At 59.9% G+C, this 24,472-nt stretch carries 23 protein-coding genes and 1 tRNA gene; 11 read left to right on the top strand and 13 right to left on the bottom strand.

Features of this window, described 5'->3' with window-relative positions:
* Positions 1-99 precede the first annotated feature (99 nt).
* The 3 genes from EL199_RS03610 to EL199_RS03600 form a co-directional block, all read right to left on the bottom strand.
* A complete protein-coding gene (locus EL199_RS03610) occupies positions 100-885 on the bottom strand; it encodes a transporter substrate-binding domain-containing protein (RefSeq protein WP_004138856.1) in 786 nt (261 codons plus the stop codon).
* 91 nt (positions 886-976) lie between these two features.
* Entirely contained in the window at positions 977-1,750 is a 774-nt protein-coding gene (locus EL199_RS03605; protein WP_004138855.1) for an amino acid ABC transporter substrate-binding protein, read from the bottom strand.
* Between the two features lie 175 nt (positions 1,751-1,925).
* The gene (locus EL199_RS03600; RefSeq protein ID WP_004138853.1) at positions 1,926-3,053 is read right to left on the bottom strand and encodes an N-acetylneuraminate epimerase; all 1,128 of its coding nucleotides are present in this window, start codon (positions 3,051-3,053) and stop codon (positions 1,926-1,928) included.
* Positions 3,054-3,170: 117 nt separating this feature from the next.
* On the opposite strand from EL199_RS03600, the gene EL199_RS03595 reads away from it, so the two are divergent.
* From EL199_RS03595 to EL199_RS03565, 7 genes are all read left to right on the top strand, one after another.
* Positions 3,171-3,875 (top strand): N-acetylmannosamine-6-phosphate 2-epimerase, encoded by a 705-nt coding sequence (locus EL199_RS03595; protein WP_004138851.1) that lies wholly within the window; start codon positions 3,171-3,173, stop codon positions 3,873-3,875.
* A gap of 13 nt (positions 3,876-3,888) precedes the next feature.
* The gene (locus EL199_RS03590; RefSeq protein ID WP_004138849.1) at positions 3,889-4,782 is read left to right on the top strand and encodes an N-acetylneuraminate lyase; all 894 of its coding nucleotides are present in this window, start codon (positions 3,889-3,891) and stop codon (positions 4,780-4,782) included.
* Between the two features lie 23 nt (positions 4,783-4,805).
* Positions 4,806-5,789, top strand: coding sequence for a sialic acid TRAP transporter substrate-binding protein SiaP (locus EL199_RS03585; RefSeq protein ID WP_004138847.1), 984 nt, complete (start codon positions 4,806-4,808; stop codon positions 5,787-5,789).
* 91 nt (positions 5,790-5,880) lie between these two features.
* Positions 5,881-7,728 (top strand): TRAP transporter large permease, encoded by a 1,848-nt coding sequence (locus EL199_RS03580; protein ID WP_004138845.1) that lies wholly within the window; start codon positions 5,881-5,883, stop codon positions 7,726-7,728.
* A 4-nt stretch (positions 7,729-7,732) separates the two neighbouring features.
* Entirely contained in the window at positions 7,733-8,194 is a 462-nt protein-coding gene (locus tag EL199_RS03575) for a YhcH/YjgK/YiaL family protein (protein WP_004138843.1), read from the top strand.
* A complete protein-coding gene (locus EL199_RS03570) occupies positions 8,191-9,012 on the top strand; it encodes a MurR/RpiR family transcriptional regulator (RefSeq protein ID WP_004138842.1) in 822 nt (273 codons plus the stop codon). Before EL199_RS03575 ends, EL199_RS03570 begins: the two co-directional genes overlap by 4 nt.
* On the top strand, positions 9,009-9,899 hold the full coding sequence (locus EL199_RS03565) for an ROK family protein (RefSeq protein ID WP_004138840.1): 891 nt from the start codon (positions 9,009-9,011) through the stop codon (positions 9,897-9,899). The genes EL199_RS03570 and EL199_RS03565 overlap by 4 nt, the downstream gene beginning before the upstream one ends.
* A 28-nt stretch (positions 9,900-9,927) precedes the next feature.
* On the opposite strand, the gene EL199_RS03560 is transcribed toward EL199_RS03565, so the two are convergent.
* The 4 genes from EL199_RS03560 to rpsO all read right to left on the bottom strand — a co-directional run bounded on the left by EL199_RS03560 (position 9,928) and on the right by rpsO (position 13,182).
* The gene (locus EL199_RS03560; RefSeq protein WP_004138838.1) at positions 9,928-10,644 is read right to left on the bottom strand and encodes a helix-turn-helix transcriptional regulator; all 717 of its coding nucleotides are present in this window, start codon (positions 10,642-10,644) and stop codon (positions 9,928-9,930) included.
* Positions 10,645-10,689: 45 nt separating this feature from the next.
* A tRNA-Ser gene (locus EL199_RS03555) sits at positions 10,690-10,780 on the bottom strand.
* A gap of 28 nt (positions 10,781-10,808) precedes the next feature.
* Positions 10,809-12,890 carry a polyribonucleotide nucleotidyltransferase gene (pnp, locus tag EL199_RS03550; protein ID WP_004138836.1) on the bottom strand — a complete coding sequence of 694 codons (2,082 nt, stop codon included), beginning with the start codon at positions 12,888-12,890 and terminating at the stop codon, positions 10,809-10,811.
* Between the two features lie 25 nt (positions 12,891-12,915).
* The gene (gene rpsO / locus EL199_RS03545; protein ID WP_004138834.1) at positions 12,916-13,182 is read right to left on the bottom strand and encodes a 30S ribosomal protein S15; all 267 of its coding nucleotides are present in this window, start codon (positions 13,180-13,182) and stop codon (positions 12,916-12,918) included.
* Between the two features lie 213 nt (positions 13,183-13,395).
* Here rpsO and EL199_RS03540 point away from each other — a divergent pair, with 213 nt between their 5' ends.
* Complete coding sequence (locus EL199_RS03540) at positions 13,396-14,826, top strand: SLC13 family permease (protein WP_004138832.1); 1,431 nt, start codon at positions 13,396-13,398, stop codon at positions 14,824-14,826.
* 57 nt (positions 14,827-14,883) lie between these two features.
* Here the strand turns inward: EL199_RS03540 and EL199_RS03535 are convergent, their stop codons facing one another.
* A complete protein-coding gene (locus EL199_RS03535) occupies positions 14,884-15,606 on the bottom strand; it encodes an LOG family protein (RefSeq protein WP_081447779.1) in 723 nt (240 codons plus the stop codon).
* 114 nt (positions 15,607-15,720) lie between these two features.
* Between EL199_RS03535 and polA the strand changes: the two genes are divergently transcribed.
* A complete protein-coding gene (gene polA / locus EL199_RS03530; protein WP_040354311.1) occupies positions 15,721-18,501 on the top strand; it encodes a DNA polymerase I in 2,781 nt (926 codons plus the stop codon).
* Between the two features lie 57 nt (positions 18,502-18,558).
* On the opposite strand, the gene EL199_RS03525 is transcribed toward polA, so the two are convergent.
* From EL199_RS03525 to EL199_RS03505, 5 genes are all read right to left on the bottom strand, one after another.
* On the bottom strand, positions 18,559-19,155 hold the full coding sequence (locus EL199_RS03525; protein WP_004138825.1) for a glutathione S-transferase N-terminal domain-containing protein: 597 nt from the start codon (positions 19,153-19,155) through the stop codon (positions 18,559-18,561).
* A 62-nt stretch (positions 19,156-19,217) separates the two neighbouring features.
* A complete protein-coding gene (locus tag EL199_RS03520; RefSeq protein WP_004138822.1) occupies positions 19,218-19,826 on the bottom strand; it encodes a glutathione S-transferase family protein in 609 nt (202 codons plus the stop codon).
* Positions 19,823-20,353 (bottom strand): hypothetical protein, encoded by a 531-nt coding sequence (locus EL199_RS03515; protein WP_004138820.1) that lies wholly within the window; start codon positions 20,351-20,353, stop codon positions 19,823-19,825. Before EL199_RS03515 ends, EL199_RS03520 begins: the two co-directional genes overlap by 4 nt.
* The gene (locus EL199_RS03510) at positions 20,350-20,865 is read right to left on the bottom strand and encodes a hypothetical protein (RefSeq protein WP_004138819.1); all 516 of its coding nucleotides are present in this window, start codon (positions 20,863-20,865) and stop codon (positions 20,350-20,352) included. Before EL199_RS03510 ends, EL199_RS03515 begins: the two co-directional genes overlap by 4 nt.
* A 41-nt stretch (positions 20,866-20,906) precedes the next feature.
* Positions 20,907-21,887, bottom strand: a complete 981-nt coding sequence (locus EL199_RS03505; protein WP_004138817.1) for a malate dehydrogenase — start codon at positions 21,885-21,887, stop codon at positions 20,907-20,909.
* A gap of 115 nt (positions 21,888-22,002) precedes the next feature.
* Here EL199_RS03505 and EL199_RS03500 point away from each other — a divergent pair, with 115 nt between their 5' ends.
* A complete protein-coding gene (locus EL199_RS03500; RefSeq protein ID WP_004138816.1) occupies positions 22,003-22,746 on the top strand; it encodes a hypothetical protein in 744 nt (247 codons plus the stop codon).
* Between the two features lie 8 nt (positions 22,747-22,754).
* A complete protein-coding gene (locus EL199_RS03495; RefSeq protein WP_004138815.1) occupies positions 22,755-24,458 on the top strand; it encodes a proline--tRNA ligase in 1,704 nt (567 codons plus the stop codon).
* The last annotated feature ends 14 nt before the right edge of the window (positions 24,459-24,472 follow it).

Raw genomic sequence — 24,472 nt, 5'->3', positions numbered from 1 at the left:
AACGGCAGGCTGCCGATGAGTTCGCGCCAGCCGATGATAAAGACGCCCGCTGCCAGTACGGCGACGGCGAGCGCGGCAAGTATCCAGGAGCGGTAGCGGTTAGCGGACGTCGCGGACACTGACGTCGGCTCCGAAAAATTGTTCGCTCAGGCGCTTCAGGGTGCCGTCCGCCTGTAACTCTTTTAGCGCGGCGTCAATCGGCGCCAGCGCCGCTTCGTTTTCTTTGGCAACGACCAGTCCGCTCGGCTCCCATTCCGCGCGCGGCGCTTCCCAGGCGACTTTCAGCCCGGAATCCGGCGTGCGTTTCAGGTAATCGAGCATGGAGAGGGAGTCGTGCAGGGTCAAATCGGCGCGCCCCTGCTGCACCAGCGTCAGCGCCTGCGGCAGACTTTCCACCGGCACCAGTACCGCGCCCGCCGCTTCGGCGCGCTGCGCATGGTTGCTGTTCAGCGTTTGCCCCGCTTTCAGCCCCTTGAGGTCGGCGATGTCATGCACGCGGTCGTCATCTTTGCGGGTCAGCACCATCGCACCCGTCCAGCTGTAAGGAATCGCTCCGGCAAAGGCGGCGCGACGCTCCGGCGTGCCGAGCGTCACCTGGTTGGCGACCGCATCAAAGCGCCCGGATTTCAATCCGGCGAGCATGCCGTCCCACAGCGTTTCCTGAAAATCAACGGTTATGCCGAGCTTTTCGGCGATGGCGCGGGTGACTTCGATGTCGTAACCGGTGAGCTTGCCGCTCGCGTCGTGGTAGTTAAACGGCGGATAGGCGCCGTCGGTGGCGACGACGATGGTGCCGTGGTTGTTGATGCGCGCCAAAAGCGATTCGGCGGCGTGGGCGGTGAAAGAAACGGCCGCAAGCGCGGCGAGGAGGAGGGATTTGAGCATGGGTGGGTTCCTTGGGATGAAAGGTAATGGGGCATTTACATACACCTGAGCGCTCATGGTGTATGTAAATGTTCGGGCGTCACTGGCGCGCTTATTTCGCGCTCACATCCTCGCCAAAGAACTGTTCGCCGAGTTTCTTCAGTGTGCCGTCGGCGCGCAGTTCTTCCACCGCCGCGCTGATTTTGGCGAGCGCTTCGTCGTTGCCCTTGTTGGCGACAAATCCGGCGCCGACTTTTTCCGCCGCGTCCGCGCGCCAGGCGACGCGCAGCCCGGAATCCGGCGTCTTCTTCAGATAATCGAGCAGGGCGAGCGAATCATTGAACGTGAAATCGGCGCGTTTTTGCTGCACCAAAATCAGCGCCTGCGCCAGTCCATCGACCGGCACGATTTCCGCGCCCGCCGCTTTTGCCATCTCGCCGTAGTTGCTGGACAGCGTCTGCGCCGATTTCAGCCCTTTGACGTCGGCGAGCGCCTGAATGCGCGTGTCATCGGCGCGGCTGACCGCCATCGGCCCGGAATAGCTGTACTCGGCGGACTTGTCGAACGTGGCGCGCCGCTCCGGCGTGGTCAGCGCCACCTGATTGGCTACCAAATCAAAGCGTTCCGCCTTGAGCCCGGCGAGCATCGCATCCCACGCTGTTTCCTTGAAATCGACCTTGAAACCGAGCTTGTCGGCAACGGCGCGCGCGACTTCCACATCATAACCGGTGAGCTTGCCGCTCTCGTCGTGATAGGTGAACGGCGCGTAAGTGCCTTCCGTGCCGATGGTGACGGTGCCGTGCGCGTTGATGCGCTCCAGCAGCGAGTCCGCCGCGTAGGCGTGGGTGAAAGCCAGGGCGAGGGTAGCGAGTAGCCATTTTTTCATGGGGGGTCTCCAGCAGGGAATGAAAGGCGCGCATTGTAGGCAGCGCCCTGCCGCCCGACAAAGAACGCTTTTTTCTGCGCCTATAACTTTTCGTTCTATGGTGGCTGCGGCAACGCCAGACAGAAAAAAACGGCGGAAGCCTCCGCTTCCGCCGCGTCATACCACGCTGAGCCGCTCAATCCAGGTGCAGCGTTTTGCCGTCGTAAGAGAGGACATCGACCCGCGGGCTGGCGCCCTGATTGTCCTTGCCGCCAAGGAGCAGCAGTTTGCCCTGATACGGCAGCGTTACCCCGTAAGCGGCGGGCTGCGGCAGGGCGCTGGCGACCTGCCAGACACCGTCGTGCAGCGCGTAAACCGTCGCATGCGTTACCTTGCTCAAGCCCTCATGCGCATAGAGATGGCCTTCGTCGTAGCGCTGTGCCGCGCCGGGGAAATTGGCGCCACCGGCGAGCAGGTAATAGTTGCCGCTAAAGCCGCTGTACGCCCCCGCCAGTCCTTCCTGACGCGCGCCGGATTCTGCCGCAATCAGCGGCGGCAGCGTCTGCCATTGCAAACGCCCCTGGGCATCAAATGTGCCTTGCGCGACCGCATCGGTGCGCAGACCGGGTTTAATCTCGCCGTTGGCAACCATCACCGTATCGCCATGCACGCTCACCGCCGCACCGGCGCGGCCGGAAAACGGCAGCAGCCCTTCGTTGTGCCAGCGGTTGCCCTGCGGCTCATAGCTAAAAAGGGTGGTGTTGAAAAAATAATCCGGCGCGGGCTGGTCAAAATAGGCGCGCATCACCGCCTGCTTGCCCGCCTCATCATCACCGGCGGCGCTGTAATCCTGAAAATAGCCGTTAAAAATCGACAGGTTGCTACCGCCAACGACATAAATCCGCCCGCCGTGGGTGAAAGCGGCGGCACCAACCAGCCCCAAAGGCGCGCGCGTCGGCAGTTTCTGCCAGGTTTTCTGCGCCGGGTCATAAACATGGGCGTCGTTGACCAGTTGCAGCACCCCCGCCGCGTCCTTCTGCAAACCGCCGAAGACATAGAGCTTGCCGTCCAGCGCGGCGACCACCGGCTGACTGCGCGCCCCGCCGGGGAAGGGCGGCAGGGCTTGCCACGTCGCCTGCGGTGTCTTCAGATCAAGGGCAAAAAAGCCGTCTTCAGCGCTGCCGAGACCGACATAAGCGGTGTCGCCAATCAGCGCACCACCGCCGTCGGCAAGCGCGACCGGCAAATCGGGATACGTTTTGCCCGTCGCAGAGAGTGCCAGCACGGCCAAGAGAGAAGCGGTTAACGATTGTTTTAGCGTCATTTTTCAAACTCCCGCGGGTTGGTTATGAAATTTGTTGCCCAGAAGCATAATGCCGTTTGAAATTTATTTCAAGACGACCTATACTTCATCCAACATCCCGCTACCAAGGAATGATTCATGACTCAAACTGCAACCCGCGCGTTACCGGCGAACCTGCAAGGCGGATTGATCGTTTCCTGCCAGGCACTCGCCGACGAACCGCTGCATTCATCTTTCATCATGGGGCGGATGGCGCTCGCCGCTGCCCAGGGCGGTGCGGCAGGCATCCGCGCCAATTCGGCGGAAGATATCCGCGCCATCCGTGAAAACGTCAACCTGCCGATTATTGGCATCATCAAACGCGATTACCCCGACAGCGAAGTGTTCATCACCGCCACCATGCGCGAGGTGGACGAACTGATGACCGTCGCCCCGGAAATCATCGCCATAGACGCCCGCGATGCGCCGCGTCCGGGCGGGCAAACGCTCGCGGCATTCGTCGCCGCCATCCGTGCCGCCTATCCTGAAGTCTTGCTGATGGCCGACTGCGCCAGCCTCGCCGAAATGCAACACGCCGACGCCCTCGGCTTTGATTTCATCGGCACGACGCTGGTCGGCTACACCCCCGCGACCCGCGGCGCGCGCATCGAACACGACGATTTCGCCCTGATTCGCGCCGCGCTCGCGTCCGTCAAGCGGCCGATTATCGCCGAGGGCAACATCAATACCCCGGAAAAAGTGCGGCGTGTGCTGGCACTGGGGGTTTACAGCGTCGTAGTCGGCTCGGCGATTACCCGCCCGAAGTGGATTACCGAGCAATTCGTGCAAGCGACCAAACCATAACCGGAGAAAACCCATGTCTTCTACACATCACGATATCAAAGGTTTGATTTCCGCGCTGCTGGTACCTTTTACCGCAGAAGGCAAAATCAACGAAAAAGGGCTGCGCCAAATCGTGCGCCACAATCTGGACAAAATGCAGGTGGACGGCTTGTACGTCGGCGGCTCGACCGGCGAGAATTTCATGCTCGATACCGCCAGCAAAAAAGAAATCTTCGCTATCGTCAAAGACGAAGCGGGGGATAAAGGCGCACTCATCGCGCAAATCGGCAGCCCCAACCTTTACGAAGCCATTGAATTGGGACAATACGCCACCGGTTTGGGCTATCAGGCCATTTCTGCCGTCACCCCGTTTTATTACAAATTCTCTTTCGAGGAAGTCAAACAATATTATTTCGACATCGTCGCCGCGGTTGATAACCGCATGATTGTTTACTCCATTCCTTTCCTGACCGGCATGGACATCGGCCTGTCGCAATTCGGCGAGCTCTTTGCCAATCCGAAAATCGTCGGCGTCAAATTCACCGCGGCCGATTTCTATCTGCTAGAGCGCCTGCGCAGCGCCTATCCCGATCACCTGATTTATTCCGGCTTCGATGAAATGCTGCTGCCGGCATTGGTTAATCGCGTGGATGGCGCTATCGGCTCGACTTACAACGTCAATGGCATCCGCGCCCGGCAAATCATCGACCTCGCAGCCGCCGGAAATTACGCGGAAGCCTTAAAAATGCAGCAGGAAAGCAATAACCTCATCGCCGATATTCTGGCGAACGGACTGTATCCGACGCTGAAACAACTGTTGGTGCTTTGCGGTTGCGATTCCGGCCCCTTCCTCTCGCGCAAACCGATGGCTTCTGCGACGCCGGCACAAATCGCCCGCGCCCGTGAAATTTATGCCCGTTATTTCTAACCCTAGCTAATGGAGATACTGCCATGACTATCCGCAAAACCCTGCTTGCTGCCGCAATCGCTGCCCTTGCCACTCATGCGGTAGCTGCCGAATATGAATTGACGTTTGGCATGAATGCCGGGACCACGTCCAACGAATACAAGGCGGCGGAACATTTCGCCAATACGGTAAAAGAAAAATCCGGCGGCAAAATCGAAATTGCCCTGTATCCGAACGGACAATTGGGCGATGACCGCTCGATGATGGATCAAGTCGGCGGCGGCGCACTTGATTTCACTTTTGCCGAAAGCGCACGCTTCCAGATTTATTACCCGCTGGCGGAAGTCTATGCGCTGCCTTATATGATCAAGGATTTCCCCACCGCACAAAAAGCGCTGTTTGATACCACTTTCGGCAAGGATTTAATCAAGAAAATCCACGACGAAAAAGGCATCACCATTCTCGCCCAAGCCTATAACGGCACCCGCCAAACCACATCCAACCGCGCGATTAACAATATCGGCGACATGAAAGGGCTGAAACTGCGCGTGCCGAACGCGGCGACCAACCTCGCCTATGCCAAATATGTCGGTGCCGCCCCTACCCCGATGGCTTTTTCGGAAGTATATCTGGCACTACAAACCAATTCCGTGGATGGCCAGGAAAACCCGCTGCCCACCATTCAGGCACAGAAATTCTACGAAGTGCAGAAATATCTTGCCCTGACCAACCATATTCTCAATGACCAACTCTATCTGGTCAGCAATGAAACCCTGGCGTCGCTGCCGGAAGATTTGCAAAAAGTAGTTCGCGATGCGGCAGAAGATGCGGCGAAATATCACAGCAAACTATTCCAGGACGGCGAAGCGGAGCTTATCGGCTTTTTTGAAAAGCAGGGCGTCACCGTTACCCGCCCCGACCTTGCCGCGTTTAAGGAAGCTATGCAGCCTTATTACGCAGAATTTATCCAGAAAAACGGCGAGGCCAGCAAGGCTGCCATTGCCGAAATTGAAGCGCTTAATCCTTAAATGAAATGACAGCGGGCGGCCGCATTCCGCCGCCGCCCTTTTCATCGGCCGTCTGCTGCGGCAGACGGCAAACGGCAACGCGGAGGGAAGCATGAAAGTTTTGAATAAATTGGAAGAATGGGTTGGCGGCAGCTTATTCCTGCTGATATTCGTCATTCTGGTCGCGCAAATTTTCTTTCGCCAAGTATTGCATCACCCGCTCATTTGGTCGGAAGAAGCAGCTCGCCTGCTTTTCGTTTATGTCGGGATGCTCGGTGTTTCTATCGGCATCCGCAGTCAGCAGCATGTGCTGATTGATTTCATTACCAGTCATTTGCCCGCCACATTACGGGTCTGGGTTTTCAGTCTGGCGCAATTGATTATTTTCAGCGCCATCTTGCTCCTGTTTTATTATGGCGTCACCGTTTTCACCAAGGCTTCTGACCAGCTGGTTTCTCTCGGCATTTCCAATAAATGGCTTTATCTTTCCCTGCCGGTTTGTGCCGTCTTGATGTTCTTCCGTTTCTTGCAGGCACAGCAGGAGAATTACCGCAAGGGCGACAGCCGCATTCCCGTTTGGGTTTATATGGTTTTGGCCGCGGCGGTGCTTTTGGTGGCTTTCATCGAGCCTTCCTGGTTCAACGCGCTGCGCATTAGTGAGTATGTCAAATTCGGCAAAAGCTCGGTTTATGTCGCGCTGATTATCTGGCTGGTTATTATGTTTGCCGGGGTGCCGGTGGGCTGGTCGCTTTTTATCGCCGCCGTATTGTTCTTTTCTATGACCCGCTGGGGTACCGGTAATTTTGCCGCGACCAAATTGGTCGATAGCGTTAATAGTTTCGGCCTGTTGAGCGTGCCGTTTTTCATCCTTACCGGCATTTTGATGAATAGCGCCGGTATCACTACCCGCATTTTCAATTTCGCCCTTGCCATGTTGGGGCATTACACCGGCGGCATGGGGCATGTGAATATCGCCGCCAGTCTGATTTTCTCCGGGATGTCCGGCTCGGCATTGGCCGATGCGGGCGGTCTGGGGCAGCTGGAAATCAAGGCGATGCGCGACGCCGGTTATGAAGACGACCTCTGCGGCGGCATTACCGCAGCCTCCTGCATCATCGGCCCGCTGGTGCCGCCGAGTATCGCGATGATTATTTACGGTGTCATTGCCGATGTTTCCATCGCCAAGCTCTTCCTCGCCGGTTTCGTCCCCGGCGTGCTGCTCACCATTTTGCTGATGGTGATGAACACCATTGTTTGTAAAAAACGCGGCTATGGCAAAGCGCCGAAAACGTCCGCCGCCGAACGCAGACGGGCGTTCAAACAGGCGTTTTGGCCGCTGCTGACGCCGATACTCATCATCGGCGGCATCTTCTCCGGCGCCTTCACCCCGACGGAAGCCGCCGTCATCGCCGCCCTGTATTCCATCATCCTCGGCATGTTCGTCTATCGCGAACTCACCCCCGCCGGACTGTTCACCTGCTGCGTGGAAGCGATGGCGATTACCGGGGTAACGGTTCTGATGGTGATGACCGTCACCTTCTTCGGCGACATGATTGCCCGCGAACGGGTGGCGATGCAGGTCGCAAGCGGCTTCATGACCTTTGCCGACAATACCTTGATGGTGCTGCTGATGATTAACCTGCTGCTCCTGTTCCTCGGCATGTTTATCGACGCGCTGGCGCTGCAATTCCTCGTGCTGCCGATGCTCATCCCCATCGCCCAGCAGTTCAACATCGACCTTGTCTTCTTCGGCGTGATGACTACACTTAACATGATGATCGGCATCCTCACCCCGCCGATGGGCATGGCGCTCTTCGTCGTCGCCCGCGTGGGCAACATGAGCGTCAGCACCGTTACCCGCGGCGTCATCCCCTTCATCATCCCCATCGCGCTCTGCTTGCTGCTCATCACTCTTTTCCCGGGCATCGTCACCTTCCTGCCCAACCTCATCATGGGATAAAAACATGGAACTCCTCTCGCTTGACCACGCCACGAGCTACCGCTCACCCGCCGCGGAAAAAGTCTGCCGCTGGCTTGCCGGCAAAGACCTGACAACCTGGGCGGACAAACAATATCCGATAGACGGCGACGACTTTTACGTCAACATCTTCCACTACCCAACCGCCGAGGCCGACGCGCGCATCTGGGAAGCGCACCGCGACTACATTGACGTCCACCTCGTCCTTGACGGGCGCGAATGGGTGCGCCAGGCCTTCCTTGCCGACTGCGCGGCGGGCGAATACCACGCCGACCGCGACTACCAGGCGATTGACAGCGCCCACGCGCGCAGCAGTCTCCTGCTCGAACCGGGCTATCTGGCAGTATTCTACCCCGAAGACGCGCACCAGACCGGCCTCATCGTTGAAGCGCAAAGCGAGACCCTGCACAAGGCCGTCTTCAAAATCCGCCTGGAAACACTGCGGTGATCGTCTTCAGCAAAAACGCCCGCCCCTACATCGAAGCGCACCTGCAAGAATTCAGCCCGGTTGAGCGCAAAATTGCCGATTACTTCCTCGGCGGCGGCGAAACCCCGCCGGAAGAAACCGGCAAAGCGCTGGCGAAGCGCCTGGGCGTGTCCGAAGCCGCATTGACCCGCTTCTCACAAAAATGCGGCTTCCGCGGCCTGCGCGAACTCTTCTACGCGCACAACCAGACAGAAAACCACGGCGGCAGCGACTTCGTCCAACCCGTCCTCGCCAGCTACCAAGAACTGCTCAACAAAACCTACGCCATCATCGACATGCGGCAAATCCGCCGCATCACCGCGCTGCTCCTGCACAAAAAGCGGGTTTACATCTACGGCAAAGGCAGCTCCGGCATGGTCGCGCAAGAAATGAAATTCCGCTTCATGCGTATCGGGCTCATCTGCGAAGCCATCACCGACGACGATATGATCCGCATGACCGCCGTCCTCACCGACCCCGAATGCCTGGCCATCGGCATCAGCATCAGCGGGCGCAGCAAAATCATCATCGAAGCCCTGCAAACCGCTAAAAGCCAAGGCGCCGCCACCGTCCTCCTCACCGCCAACGCTGACCGCGAATACCGCGACACCTTCGACGAAGTCCAACTCTTTGCCGTCAAAAACCAGATGGAACACGGGCGGCTCATCTCGCCGCAATTCCCCGTCCTCGTCGTCCTCGACATCCTCTACGCCGACTACATGAACCACGACGCCGCCGAACGCGACCGCATCTGGCAGCGCACCTACCGCGCCCTGCAACGCAACAAGGAACAAACATGACCATCCTCACCCTCGACATCGGCGGCAGCGAAATCAAGGCCGCCCTCTACCAGACAGACGGCAGCTGCACCCAAACACTCCCCAACCAAAAAACCGCCGTCAGCGCGCAAGACAACCACATCGGCGAACAAATCGTCCGCATCTGCCGCGAAGAACAAACACACACCGCACTACAAGGCGTCGCCATCTCCAGCGCCGGCGTCATCGACCCCTACCGCGGCACCGTGCTGCACGCAGGCCCTAGCATCCCGGGTTACAGCGGCACCGCACTCAAACAAACCATCGAAAGCCAATGCGGCCTGCCGTGCAGCGTCGAAAACGACGTCAATGCCATGGCGCTCGGCGAAGCCTGGCTAGGCGCGGCACAAAACAGCAGCTCCGCCCTCTGCCTCACCCTCGGCACCGGCCTCGGCGGCGCCATCCTCCTCGAAGGCAAACTGTGGCGCGGCGCCAACTACGCCGCCGGAGAAATCGGCGTCTGCCCCCTGGGTGACGGACGCCGCCTCGAACAAGCCGCCTCCACCACCGCCCTGCTCGCCACCTACGCCGAACGCCGCGGCGAACACATCGACGGCAAAACCCTCTTTCAGCGCCTGCGCGCGGGCGACGCCGACGCCGCCTACGCCCTCGACCACATGCTGGGCGCCCTGACCGACGGCCTGCTGCCCGCCATCCACCTGCTTGCGCCGGAAACCCTCCTCATCGGTGGCGGCATCGCCGCGCAACACGACCTGATCGAACCGCGCCTCCGCGCCCAACTGGCAGAAAAACTGCCCGCCCTGCACTTCATGCCGAAAAACATCCGCTGCGCCAGCCTGGGCAACCGCGCCGGCATGATCGGCGCCCTGCGCTGGTACCTCGACAGCAGGCCAACGCGCCCGCAATAAACACATTGCCCGCCCGCTGCCGCCTCGCTCAAAATCCGTAAATCCGTAGCAAATCCACCTTTTCCTGTGCCTGCCATTGCTTGAGGAGCAGCGCCTGCGGTCGTGGGTAGGCTTCGCCCGTTTTCGCGTCCTGTATGCGGTCGCAACGAAAATGACGAAAATCCTGACGCAGTTCGCACCAGGCGGCGAGCAGGCGCGAATCCTCAAAATAGCCGATGGCAAGCGGCCAGACCGTGCGCTCACTGCTATGTCCGCTGGCGTCGGTGTAACGGAAATGGAGTTTATGTTGCTCGCGCAGGGCGTGACGGATTTGCGCGAGAACTTGAAGTTCGCTCGCGCTATAGCCGCTGTTTTCCTTGCCGCTCAACGGATAAAGCGCTTGTGTCGCAAGACGTGCCGACCATTTCGGCGGCAGGGCATCATGAATTTTGCCAAGCAGGCTGCGTGCGGCGCTGACCAACGCGCCGTCGCCCTGAACAATGACGGAGCGGACGCCGAAAACCAGCGCTTCAATTTCATCTTCATTGAACATCAGCGGCGGCAAAAGAAAATCAGTTTTGTGCAGGATGAAGCCGATGCCCGCTGCGCCGCGGATGTCCGCGCCCTGCTGGCGCAGCGTTTCGATGTCGCGATAGATGGTACGCAGACTGACACCAAAGACACCCGCCAGTTCTTGTGCGGTGATGGCTTGGCGGCTTTGTCGCAGGTGCTGCAGCAGGGAAAGGAGGCGGTTGGTGCGAAGCATAATCAGCGCTGAAAAAAACCGCCCAGTGCGGGCGGTTGGTAATAGTGGCGGAGAGAGGGGGATTCGAACCCCCGATACGCTATTAACGTATACACACTTTCCAGGCGTGCGCATTCGACCACTCTGCCATCTCTCCGGTTTGGTCGGGTTAAAACGGGCGCGAATTATAGCGGATTTTTTGCCTCTTTGATAGAAAGCCTGACGCGGCCTTGGCGGTCGATTTCCAGCAGTTTGACTTTGACTTCCTGGCCAACGCTGAGCTCATCTTCCACGTTATTGACGCGGTGCTCGGCGATTTGCGAGACGTGTACCAGTCCTTCCTTGCCGGGAAGGAAGGCAACAAAGGCGCCGAAGTCGGTGATTTTGACGACTTTGGCGTCGTAGATGCGGCCGATTTCCGGTTCGGCGGTAATTTCTTCGATGATGCGGCGCGCGTCGTCGGCAGCGGTTTTGTCCACCGCGGCGATTTTGATGGTGCCGTCGTCTTCGATTTCGATGGTGGTACCGGTGGTTTCAGTGATACTGCGAATGGTCGCGCCACCTTTGCCGATAACGTCTTTGATTTTTTCAACGTCAATGCGCAGGGTAGTGAAACGCGGCGCGTATTCGGAGATTTCGGCACGCGGTTGGGCAATGGCCTGGTTCATGATCTCAAGGATATGCAGGCGTCCGGCTTTAGCCTGGGTTAGCGCCTGTTCCATGATTTCACGGGTGATGCCGTCAATTTTGATGTCCATCTGCAGGGCGGTAACGCCATTGGCGGAACCGGCGACTTTGAAGTCCATGTCGCCCAGGTGGTCTTCGTCGCCCAGGATGTCGGAGAGGACGGTGAAGCGCTCTCCTTCTTTGACCAAGCCCATAGCAATGCCTGCCACCGGGGTTTTGACCGGTACGCCGGCATCCATCAGCGCAAGACTGGTGCCGCAAACGGAGGCCATCGAGCTGGAGCCGTTGGATTCGGTGATTTCGGAGACGACGCGGATGGTATAGGGGAAGGTGCTTTCTGGCGGCAGAATGGCGGTCACGCCACGGCGGGCGAGACGGCCATGCCCGATTTCGCGGCGCTTCGGCGAGCCCACGCGGCCGGTTTCGCCGACGCTGAACGGCGGGAAGTTGTAATGCAACATGAAGATGTCGCGGTATTCGCCGGTAAGGGCGTCGATGATTTGTGCATCGCGGCCGGTGCCGAGGGTGGCAACGACCAGTGCCTGGGTTTCGCCACGGGTAAAGAGGGCGGAACCATGCACGCGCGGCAGGACACCGGTGCGGATGGTAATCGGGCGCACGGTGACGGTATCGCGGCCGTCAATGCGCGGTTCTTTGGCAAGGATACGGTCACGTACGACGCGGTATTCGAGGTCGTGTACGGTATTGCCGACGGCGGCGGCATTCCAGCCGTCTTCGCTCACCAAGGCAGCTTGCGCGGCTTCGTGAACGGCGGCAACGGCAGCCTGGCGTTCTTGTTTGTCGGCGATTTGGTAGGCCGCGACGAGTTTGTCGTGCGCCAGTTCGCGTACTTTGGCGATGAGCGCTTCGTCAGCAGGCGCAGGTTGCCAGTCCCAGGCGGGTTTGCCCGCTTTGGCGGCCAGTTCGCGGATGGCGTTGATGACCACCTGCATTTGTTCGTGGCCGTACATGACGGCGCCGAGCATGACGTCTTCCGGCAGTTCGTTCGCCTGCGACTCAACCATCAGCACCGCACCTTCGGTGCCGGCGACAACGAGGTCAAGGTCGGAGGTTTGCAGCTCTTTGTCGGAAGGGTTGAGCAGGTAAGCGCCGTTTTTGTAACCGACGCGCGCCGCGCCAATCGGGCCGTTGAACGGCACGCCGGAGAGGGCAATGGCGGCAGAGGCGCCGATCATCGCCGGGATGTCCGGACTAATGTCGGGATTGACCGACATGACGCTGGCAATGACTTGTACTTCGTTGAAGAAGCCTTCGGGGAAGAGCGGGCGCAGCGGACGGTCAATCAGGCGCGAGACCAGTGTTTCGTTTTCGCTGGGACGGCCTTCGCGACGGAAGTAACCGCCGGGGATTCGTCCGGCGGCGTAGGATTTTTCTTGGTAATCGACGGTCAGCGGAAAGAAGTCCTGTCCTTCGGCGACGGTTTTTTTGGCAACCGCTGTCACGAGTACGACGGTGCCTTCCATATTGACCATGACGGCGCCATCTGCCTGGCGGGCGATTTCGCCGCTTTCCAGGGTAACTTGGTGTTTGCCGTAGCTAAAGGTGATGTTTTCTTTCACGCTGACTGCCTCGCTCGGTCTTTAATTAGCGGCGCAGGCCGAGGTCGGCGATGAGCTGGCGGTAGCCGTCGTAATTGACGCGCTTGTAGTAGTCCAGCAGGCGACGGCGTTGGCTGACCATTTTCAAAAGACCGCGACGGGAGTGGAAGTCTTTTTTGTGGGTGTTGAAGTGTTCTTGCAGGTCAAGGATGCGCGCGGTGAGCAGGGCGATTTGTACTTCGGGCGAGCCGCTGTCCCCTTCTTTGCGCTGGTATTTTTTGATGATTTCGCTTTTGTTTTCAGCGGTAAGCATGTTTGTCTCCAATTAAGTTTCACGTTGCCGATGGCGTTGGGCCTGTGAAAAGAGCGCGGATTTTACGGAGGTTTTCCGGCAAAAGCAAGGCGCTTTTCGCGCGGCGACGGTTTTAGGGCGCGGCGGTGATTGGCCTGAAATTTTAGTATTTTTTTCTTCCCCATTTCTTTTGTGGTGCTTTATATTAAGCGCGGGTAAATTTATTGTGAGGTTATGTTTATGTCTGTGAATTCGCCTGTTACTTCCAACGAAATCAAGGGCTTTTTTCCGCCCGGCATTGTTACTGGTCTCGGGATTATTCTCGTCGCGCTGGTAGTCGCCAAACTCGCCTACGGCGTACTGCCGTATTCACCGGATGCCAACAAGGGTCTTGCCCTGTTGATTTTTATTGCAATTTTATGGTTCACCGAGGCGGTGCACATCAGTTTGACCGCCATCATGATTCCGATCGGCGCGTTGCTGCTGCATCTGCCCGCCAGCGTCGGCAAGGATGGTACGGTTACCGCGATGACGATGAAGTCGGCGCTGGCCGGTTTTGCCGACCCGATTATTTATTTGTTCCTCGGCGGTTTTGCGCTTGCCACCGCCTTGCAGGTGCAGAAGATTGACAAGAAGATTGCCAGCGCCATTATTCATATGGCCGGTTCGAGCATGTTGTGGTCAGCGGTGGGTCTGTGCGTCGTCACGGCTTTCCTTTCGATGTGGATTTCCAACACCGCCACCGCGGCGATGATTCTGCCGTTGGCGCTCGGCCTGCTTTCGTCCGTGGATAAGAATGACCGCGGCACGCGCGTTTTCGTGCTGCTCGCAGTTGCTTATTCGTCCAGTATCGGCGGGATGGGGATGCTGCAAGGCTCGCCGCCGAACGGTATTGCCGCCAAGGAGCTCGGCATGGGCTTCACTGAGTGGATGAGGCTCGGTCTGCCGATTACTTTCATTCTGATGCCGGCAATGTTTGTCACGCTGTGGATCGTCTGCAAGCCGAATTTCAAACAGAAAATCCGCCAGGATAATGAGGAAGACATTCCCTGGACCGGCATCCGCGTGCTGACGCTGGTTGTCTTCGCGCTGACTGCATTGGCGTGGATTTGTGGCGATCAGCTGAAAGCGATGGGCATCAACGCGCCTGATACTTTCGTTGCCCTCTGCGCGATTATTGCGGTGGTCGTGCTGGGGCTTGCCAGCTGGAAAGATGTGACCGACAACACCGACTGGGGTGTACTGCTGCTCTTTGGCGGCGGCATTACCCTGAGCAGCGTTCTCGGCGCGTCCGGGGCGTCCAAGGAAATCGGGCAGATGATTGCCAGCGCCTTCGGCAGCAGCTCGCCTTTTGTCATTATTTTGGTGGTCGCCACGTTCATCATTTTCCTCACCGAGTTCACCAGTAACACCGCCTCGGCGGCGCTGCTCGTGCCGGTGTTTGCTTCGGTCGCGGCGCAAACCGGCATGCGCGAAGACGTGCTGGTTATGGTCATCGGCATCGGGGCTTCCTGCGCCTTCATGCTGCCGGTCGCCACTCCGCCGAACGCGCTGGTTTTCGGCACGGGCGAGGTCAAGCAGCGCGACATGTTCCGCGCCGGTCTGGTGCTGAATATTGTCAGCATCGCGGTGGTCACGCTCTTTGCTTATTACGTCATTCTGTAAACGTTTACCCAAAGGAAAAGCCCGCCATGTGCGGGCTTTTTTCATGCGGCAAACGGCTCACAATTGTCGCAGCAACCGCTCTTCTTCGGCGCTGGGCGCGAACTCGCGTCCCTCGTAGAAATCGAGAATGGCGGCGACGACCGCATCGGCGTCATCCACCAGCGTCATCAGCTGCATGTCTTCGGCCTTGATCAGCCCCTGCGCGACCATTGTCGCTTCCATCCAGGCGAGCAGGCCACGCCAGAAGTCGCTGCCGACGAGAATCACCGGAATCTTGCGGCTCTTGCCCGTCTGAATCAGCACGAGAATTTCCGCCAACTCGTCCAGCGTGCCGAAGCCGCCGGGCATGACGACGTAAGCGTTGGCGTATTTGACGAACATCACCTTGCGCGAGAAAAAGTGGCGGAATTCCAACGAAATATCCTGAAACTGGTTGGAGGACTGCTCATGCGGCAGCTGGATGTTCAGCCCGACCGACAGCCCCTTTTCGCCCGCGTACGCGCCTTGGTTCGCCGCTTCCATCACGCCGGGGCCGCCGCCGGAAACCACGGAAAAACCCGCATCCGAGAGGCGTTTGGCGATTTCCCGCGTCTGCTGGCAGACCGGATGCTCGGCGGGCAGGCGCGCCGAGCCGAAAATGCTCACCGATGGCGGAATCACCGCCAGCTTTTCAAATCCCTCGACGAATTCCGACATAATGCGGAACACCCGCCACGCTTCGCCCTGCAAGCCCGGCACATTATCGGGATGCAACTCCTTCGGCGGACGACGCTTGCCCATAAAACACTCCCTTAACAATTGACAACCACCCGCAGCGCCCAAACAATACGGCGTCCCGCGGACAAGAAGCCGCGCATTGTGCCGCAAAGCCCCGCCCATCACAACGGAACCCCCATGCACCAGCCCGACCCGAATCACCTCGTCGTCCTTGTGGACGGCTCGTCCTACCTTTTCCGCGCCTACCACGGCCTGCCGCCGCTCACCACCCGCGACGGCCACCCGACCGGCGCGCTGCACGGCGTCATCAAAATGCTCGCCAAACTCTACGACGACCACCAGCCCGCCTACTTCGGCGTCGTCTTTGATGCCAAAGGCAAAACCTTCCGCCACGACCTCTACCCCGCTTACAAAGCGCACCGCCCGCCGATGCCGGACGACCTGCGCGTGCAAATCGAGCCGCTGCACCGCCTCATCGAAGCGCTCGGCTTCCCGCTCATCATCGAGCCCGGCGTGGAAGCGGACGACGTCATCGGCACACTTGCCATGCAGGCGCTCTCCGAGCACTACCAGGTCGTCATCTCCAGCGGCGACAAAGACATGGCGCAACTGCTCACCCATGCCGACATCACCCTGCTCGACACCATGAAAAACGCGGTAACCACCACCGCCAACATCGCCGAGCGCTTCAAAGTGGACGCCCTGCGCGCCGACCAAGTCATCGACTTCCTCGCCCTCGTCGGCGACAGCGCGGACAACATCCCCGGCGTGGCCAAAGTCGGGCCGAAAACCGCCGCCAAATGGCTGGCCGAATACCAAACCATCGACAACCTCATCGACCACGCCAGCAAAATCCCCGGCAAAATCGGCGATAACCTGCGCGCGGGCATCGACACCCTGCGCCTCTCGCAAACCCTCGCCACCATCAACACCACCCTCGACCTCAACACCCGCATCGCCGACCTCGCCCTGCAACCGCGCCAGCCGGACAAACTCGCCGCCCTCTGCGACACCTACGAACTCGCCAACATCAAAGCCCAATACCTGAAAAACAGCGCGCCACCGCCGCCCGCCGCCCCCGTCGCCACCCACTACCGCGCCATCACCACCCTGGACGAACTCGACGCGCTCATCAACCGCCTGCAAAACAGCGACGGCTACGCCATCGACACCGAAACCGACAGCCTCGACTACATGCGCGCCAACCTCGTCGGCATCAGCGTCGCGCCCGCGCCTGGCGAAGCCTACTACCTGCCGCTCGCGCACCAGTTAAGCGCCAACCTGCCCTACGCCGAAACCCTCACCCGCCTCAAACCACTACTCGAAGCGAGCGCTCCGCCGAAAAGCGGCCAGCACCACAAATACGACCGCCACATATTCGCCCGCGCCGGCATCGAACTGCGCGGCATCAAAGACGACACCATGCTGATGAGCTACACCATCGACAGCACCGCCACCCGCCACAACCTCGACGACCTCGCCGACTACTACCTCAACCACCAGACCACCACCTTCGAAGACATCGCCGGCAAAGGCGCGAAACAACTCACCTTCGACCAAATCCCGCTCGAAACCGCGACCGCCTACGCCTGCGAAGACGCCGACATCACCCTGCGTCTGAAAAACCACCTCGCACCCAAACTCGCCGCCGTGCCACAACTCGACGCACTCTACCGCGAACTCGAAATGCCGCTGGCAGAACTGCTCTACAAAATCGAAGCCACCGGCGTGCGCATCGACCCGGCAGCGCTCGCCGCACAAAGCGCCGAAATCAGCGGCCAACTCGCCGCCCTCGAACACGCGGCGCACACCCTCGCCGGCAGCCCCTTCAACCTCGGCTCGCCCAAACAACTCCAAGAAATCCTCTACGACCAACTCGGCCTGCCCGTGCTGCGCAAAACCCCGAAAGGCCAGCCCAGCACCAACGAAGAAGTGCTGGCAGAACTCGCCGAAAGCCACGGCGCCGAACTGCCGCGCCTCATCCTCGAACACCGCGGACTCGCCAAACTCAAAACCACCTACACCGACCGCCTGCCCGAACTCATCAACCCGCACACCGGGCGCATCCACACCAGCTACCACCAGGCCGTTACCAGCACCGGCCGCCTCTCCTCCTCCGACCCCAACCTGCAAAACATCCCGGTGCGCAGCGAAGCCGGCCGCCGCATCCGCCGCGCCTTCATCGCGGAAGACGGCTGGCAAATACTCGCCGCCGACTACTCCCAAATCGAACTGCGCATCATGGCGCACCTCTCCGCCGACCCCGGCTTGCTCGCCGCCTTTGCGCGTGGCGACGACATCCACCGGGCGACCGCCGCCGAAATCTTCGGCGTCGCGCCCGAAGCCGTCAGTCGCGAACAGCGCCGCGACGCCAAAGCCATCAACTTCGGCCTCATCTACGGCATGAGCGCCTTCGGCCTTGCGCGCCAACTGAACATCCCGCGCGGCCAGGCCGCCGACTACATCGACACCTACTTCGCGCGCTACCCGAAAGTCCGCGACTACATGGACGCGACACGCGAAGCGGCACACAAACAAGGCTACGTCGAAACCCTGCTCGGCCGCCGCTTGTATCTCCCGGATATCAACAGCAAAAACCCGCAGCGGCGCCAGGCCAGCGAACGCCTTGCCATCAACGCACCGATGCAGGGCAGCGCCGCCGACATCATCAAACGCGCCATGCTCGCCATTGACCGCGAACTCGAACTATCCCCCCTCCCCGGCGCGGGCGGCACCCACAATACCAACCCCCTCCCCCGCGAAGCGACCGCAGCAAAAAACCGCGACGACCTGCGCCTCATCATGCAAGTGCACGACGAACTCGTCTTTGAAATCCGCCCGCAAGCCGCCGCCGAACTCACCCCGCGCATCGTCGCGCTGATGGAAAACGCCATGACCCTGAGCGTACCGCTCATCGTCGAAACCGGCCTCGGCGCCAACTGGGACGAAGCGCATTAATGCAAGAGGCGGTTACGGCGTAAGCACGTAACCGCCTCAACGATAAAGTAGTCCGCGTTACAGATCGGCGACGCGGGCGGGGCGTTTTTCCAGTTGCGGCGTTTCGGTTTTTTGCATGAAGTCGCGTGCCAGGAAAGCGCTGACGGCGGTCTGGTTGTCGCGGCTGACGCGCGCGACATAGATATCAGGCAGGCGCATGCGCACGTAGTTCAGTCCGTTGCCGAGGATGATGTGTCCCCAGTCGTCCGATTGCGGTTCGAGTTGTGGCGCGTGCGGCAGGGCGCGGGCGAGCGCTTCGCGGCTGCGCGCAATGTGCGGATGCGGGATGCTGTGCGCCGGTTGGTGCATGTTGAGCGCAAAGGCGCGCACCGCCTGGTTGATGGTGGCGATGCCGTAGGCGGCACGGGCGCAGGTACAGCCGCCGCGCAGGACGCGGTCATCCAGGTAGTTCATGATGATGAGGGTTTCGCTGAGGATGTTGCCGTCGTCGCAGAGGAGCGCCGGGATTTGGCTGTAGGGGTTGATGGCGATGAGCTCGGCCGGGTTTTCCCACGGCAGGACGTAGTGCAGTTGCAGGTCGCGCTTGCCGCTGTGCAGCGCAGCGATGAGCGCGAGGCGGGAGTAGGGAGAGGTGGTGCTGAGGTAGAGTTTCATGGGGGCTCCGGGTTTGTAGGCTGGCTGACGGCTTGGCGTCATTCAACCGGCGACGCTTCTTTTTATTGGATGGTTTGGCGCAGGGCGGCGATGCTTGCTGGTCGTTTTTCCAGCGCTTCGGGGCGGACGGCACGCACGTCCGGGCGCATCTGGTATGCGGCGAAGGCGCGGCGGTTGTCGGCGTCAAGCTGCGGGTAGAGCGCGGGGTGGCGCAGTTCGGCGTAGGAAAATGCCATTGCCAGCAGGTGTTGGGCGATGTGGTTGCTGGCCGGGTCGAGTTGGGGCGCTTGTGCGAGGCCGCGGACGACAGCGGCACGGGCGCGTTCGATATGCGGGTGTTCGGCGCCATGTTCCGGCTGGAAGCGCGCTAGCGAGTAGGCTTTGATGATTTGTTCGAGCAGGGCGGTGGCGTATCCGGCGATGGCGCTTTGCCGCGCGCCGCGGAAGGGGTGGTCAAAGAGGTAGTCGGCGATGGTGAGGGTGTTGTAGATGGCGGTGCCGTCGGCGGTGATGAGAACGGGCACTTGTGAGAAGGGGTTGACGGCGGTGAGTGCGGGCGGGGTCGTCCACGGGTCGGCGTAGGCAAGTTGCAGCGCGTCTTTGCCCTGCGCCAGCGCGGTGAGGATGATGGCACGGGCGGTGGGGGAGGTGGTGCTGGTGTAGAGTTTCATGGGTTTTCCTCGGTCGGGTTGATGGTCAGGCGGCGGATGATGCCGCTTTTCGGCCAGTATTCTACGCGGATGCGCGGTAGTGGGGGGTGGTTGAGCGCTTCGTAGTCCGCGCTGTCAATGGGGAATTGGCCGCGGATTCCCCGGATTTCCAGGCGGTAGCGGCTACTGAAGTCGTAGCTGCTGTAGCTGTGGCGGTGGTGCGAGCGGTATTTTCTGCGCACGTGGTAGTCGTCGGTGATGAGGGTTTTGCTGCCGTGGGCGAGGTCGTGGATGCCGGGGATGATGTAGAGGTAGCAGGCGACGCCAAGCAGGATGTAGATGACGATGTCGGAAAGCCATTCGTCGCGATTGTGGCGGGTAAACCAGCGTTCCAGCGCCGCCGGGATGAGGAGAAGGCCGCTCAGGATGTTGGCGTTGAGCGCTCTGTTACCGGTTGCCGGTGTGAGGAATTGCAGGGCGGCAAAGGTGATAGCGAGGCCAAGAAGGATGGGCGATTTTTTCAGGCAGTCGTAGATGATTTCTTTCATGGGCTGTTTTCGTTGGGAATTTGCAGCTGTTTGAGGGTGCGGCTGTGCGGCCAGTATTCAACGCGGATGGGCGGCGGCCGCTCGTTACGCTCGTCACGTGCTTGGTTCAGGTGGTCGTAGGTGGCGCGGCTGATGCGCAATTTGACGGTCTCGGTGGCGAGTGGTTGCAGGGAAAGGTCGAGGTAGTAGTGGCCGGGCAGGCGGGCGCTGCGGTCGGTGCTGTACCAATGCGGTTTGATGCTTTGTGTGCCACCGACAAGGTCGCGCAGCGCAGGTATCGTCAGAAATATCAGCAGAATGAGGGTAAGGAGCGGCGTTTCCCAGGCAAAATGGTAGGCGAGGGTTTCGCGGCGATCATGCCAGACCCACCAGCAGAACAGCAGGCCGCTGAGACCAAGTGCGACATCGGTGTAAAGCGATGCGGTACCTTCCAGCGGACGGATGTGTGGGATGAGGAGGATGTTGGCGATAATCCAGATGAAAGCGAGGGTTTTATGCTGGACGGCGGTCATACGAAAAGCCCCGCACGGGGCGGGGCGGTTAAATGCACGCTTTATTTAAGCAGGTTTTCGACGGCGGCACGTTCTTCACGCAGTTCGCGCTCGGTCGCGTCCATTTTTTCGCGGCTGAAGGCGTCAATTTCCAGCCCTTGCACGATTTCGTAATCGCCATTTTTGCAGCGGCAGGGGTAGGAATAAATGATGCCGGGGGCGATGCCGTAGGAGCCGTCGGACGGTACGCCCATGCTGACCCAATCGTCACCATCGGTGCCCAGCGCCCAGGTGCGCATGTGGTCAATCGCGGCAGAAGCGGCGGAGGCGGCGGAGGATGCGCCGCGCGCCTTGATGATGGCGGCGCCGCGCTGTTGGACGACGGGGATGAAGGTGTCTTTGTACCAGCTGTCTTCCACCAGGCCTTTCGCCGCTTTGCCCTGCACGGTGGCGTGGCTGATGTCCGGATATTGGGTGGAGGAGTGGTTGCCCCAGATGGTCATCTTGGCGATATCGGTGCTGTGCGTGCCGGTTTTTTCGGCAAGTTGCGACAGCGCGCGGTTGTGGTCAAGGCGGGTCATCGCCGTGAAGTTGCGCGGGTTAAGATCGGGCGCGGCGGCTTGCGCGATGAGGGCATTGGTATTGGCAGGGTTACCGACAACCAGCACTTTGACGTGGCGCGAGGCGTGGTCATTCAACGCCTTGCCTTGCGGGCCGAAAATGGCGCCATTCGCGGCGAGCAAATCCTTGCGCTCCATGCCGGGACCGCGCGGGCGGGCGCCGACCAGCAGGGCATAATCGCAGTCCTTGAAAGCGACGTTGGCATCGTCAGTCGTGACCAGGCCGCGCAGCAGCGGGAAAGCGCAGTCGTTGAGTTCCATGGCAACGCCCTTGAGTGCATCCAGCGCCGGGGTGATTTCTAGCAATTGCAGGATGACCGGCTGATCCGGACCAAGCATGTCGCCAGCCGCAACGCGGAAGGCAAGCGCATAGCCGATGTTGCCGGCAGCACCGGTAATAGTGACACGAACGGGGTTTTTCATGAGGAATCTCCTGTATGTTTTGAGGAATTTTGGGGAAAATAATTATAGCAGGAGTAGCTTCTTTTCTGAAAATTAATGTTAGAATGTGTCCGTCTTTTTAGATAAGGAATTCACCATGAAACTGAGAACTTCTGTATTAGCTTTCGCCATTTCAGTATCTTGTGCTGCCGTGTGGGCGCAGGATAGTAAGCCTGCGGCTGCGGCGGAGGAACGTCCGCCGGAAATCTACACTAACCCCAACGCACAGCCGCAGCAGATCTTTTATAAATGGCATGCTCGTGGCAAAACGCACTACGCCAAGTATGTGCCGCGTGGGGTGAGTAACTACACCAAAGTCAACAGTCAAGGCATGCTTGTGAGCGACCTGCCGACGAGCGACAGTATTACAGTATTGCGTCCGTTACGTCCGGCAGAAAATGCGCCCGCAGCCGCATCTGCATCTGCCGCAGCTGCAACCAACCAGCCACTTCCACCGGGAACGATTACACGGGAAGAGCGCTGTGCTACTGCGCAGAAAGACTTAAAGACCATCCAAGAAAAAAGCAATATCGTGGTAGATGACGGTAACGGCAACTTGGTGCCGCTGTCACAAGATCAAATTAATGAGCGTAAACGACTGGCAGAAAACAATTTACGATTCTGCCAACCTGCCACTTCAACAGGCGGACTACCTGTACCGCCGAGTAGCAACGGTAAGACAGCAATAGCGCCTGCGGTTGCGCCTTCATCCATTCCGCCTGCAGTAGCGCCTACAGCGCCCGTTGCACCTGCGGTACCCAGCAACACCTCTCAACCTGGTATTGATCCGGTACCAATGCCATCCGAGGCAGAACTCGCTAAAGAAGCACCCAAAGGATAACCTGCCCCATGCGCCTTTCCCGATTCTGGCTGACCACCCAAAAAGAAACCCCGGCGGATGCAGAAGTCATCAGCCACCAGCTGATGCTGCGCGCCGGCATGATCCGGCAGAACGCGCTTGGCGTGTATTCCTGGCTACCGCTGGGGCTGCGCGTATTGCGCAAGGTTGAGCAGATTATCCGCGAAGAAATGAACCGCGCCGGTTCACTCGAGCTGCTCATGCCGGGGGTGCAACCGGGCGAACTCTGGCAAGAATCCGGGCGCTGGCAGGACTATGGCCCCGAACTGCTGCGCTTCCTTGACCGGCACGAGCGCGAATATTGCCTGGGGCCGACGCATGAAGAAGTCATCACCGACCTGATGCGCCGCGATCTGTCCAGCTACAAACAATTGCCGCTGAACGTCTATCAAATCCAGACCAAATTCCGCGACGAAATCCGGCCGCGCTTCGGCGTGATGCGCGGGCGCGAATTCCTGATGAAAGACGCCTACTCCTTCCACCTTGACGAAGCGAGCCTGCAGGCGACCTATCAGGACATGTACGACGCCTACTGCCGCATCTTCGACCGCCTCGGCCTCGATTACCGCCCGGTGCTGGCCGATAACGGCTCCATCGGTGGCACCGGCTCGCACGAATTCCACGTGCTGGCGGCGACCGGCGAAGACGCCATCGTCTTCTCCAGCAGCGGCAGCTACGCGGCCAACCTCGAAAAAGCCGAAGCACTGCGCCCAACTGCGCCGCGCCCCGCGCCGGCGGCTGCGATGGAAAAACGACCGACGCCGGACTGCAAAACCATCGCCGCGCTCGTTGAAAAACACGGCGTACCGATTGAGCGCACCATCAAAACCCTGATGGTTGCCGGTGCCGAAGGCGGTATCGTTGCCCTCGTCATCCGCGGCGACCACGAACTGAACGCCATCAAGGCCGAACACCTGCCGGAAGTTGCCGCGCCCTTGCGCATGGCAGAAGAAGCCGAAATCCGCGCCGCGATGGGCGCGAGCGCAGGCTCGCTGGGTCCGGTTGGCGCAAACGTACCGGTCATCGTTGATTACGCCGCCGCTCACATCGCCGACTTTGCCGCGGGCGCCAACGAAGACGACTACCACTACTTCAACATCAACTGGGAGCGCGACGTACCGCTTGGCAAAGTCGCCGACCTGCGCAACATCGTCGAAGGCGACCCCGCCCCGGACGGCAGCGGCACGCTCGCCATCCGCCGCGGCATCGAAGTCGGCCACATCTTCCAGCTTGGCAAAAAATACTCTGAAGCGATGGGACTGAAAATCCAGCTGGAAGACGGCGGCTCTGCCATTCCGCTCATGGGCTGCTACGGCATCGGCGTTACCCGCGTCGTTGCCGCCGCCATCGAACAAAACCACGACGAACGCGGCATCATCTGGCCGCAGGCCATTGCACCGTTCACCGTCGCCATCCTGCCGCTGAACGCCGCCAAATCACCGGAAGTCATGGCCGCCGCCGAAGCGCTCTACCAAAAACTGCTGGCTGCCGGTGTGGACGTCGTCCTCGATGACCGCGGCAAACGCCCCGGCTTCATGTTCGCCGACATGGACCTCATCGGCATCCCGGCGCGCGTCGTCATCTCTGACAAAACCCTGGCGAATGGCGAAGTCGAATACAAAGAACGCCGCAGCGACAGCGCCGAAATGGTTGCGCTGGACGCCATCTACGACCGCCTGACCGCGTCGCGCTAAAGCGTCAAAACCAT

It is taken from the genome of Cardiobacterium hominis, from assembly GCF_900637305.1.
Lineage (GTDB): Bacteria > Pseudomonadota > Gammaproteobacteria > Cardiobacteriales > Cardiobacteriaceae > Cardiobacterium > Cardiobacterium hominis.
Note: the sequence above shows the minus strand (reverse complement) of the source record. Positions and strands in the feature narration are given on the sequence as shown.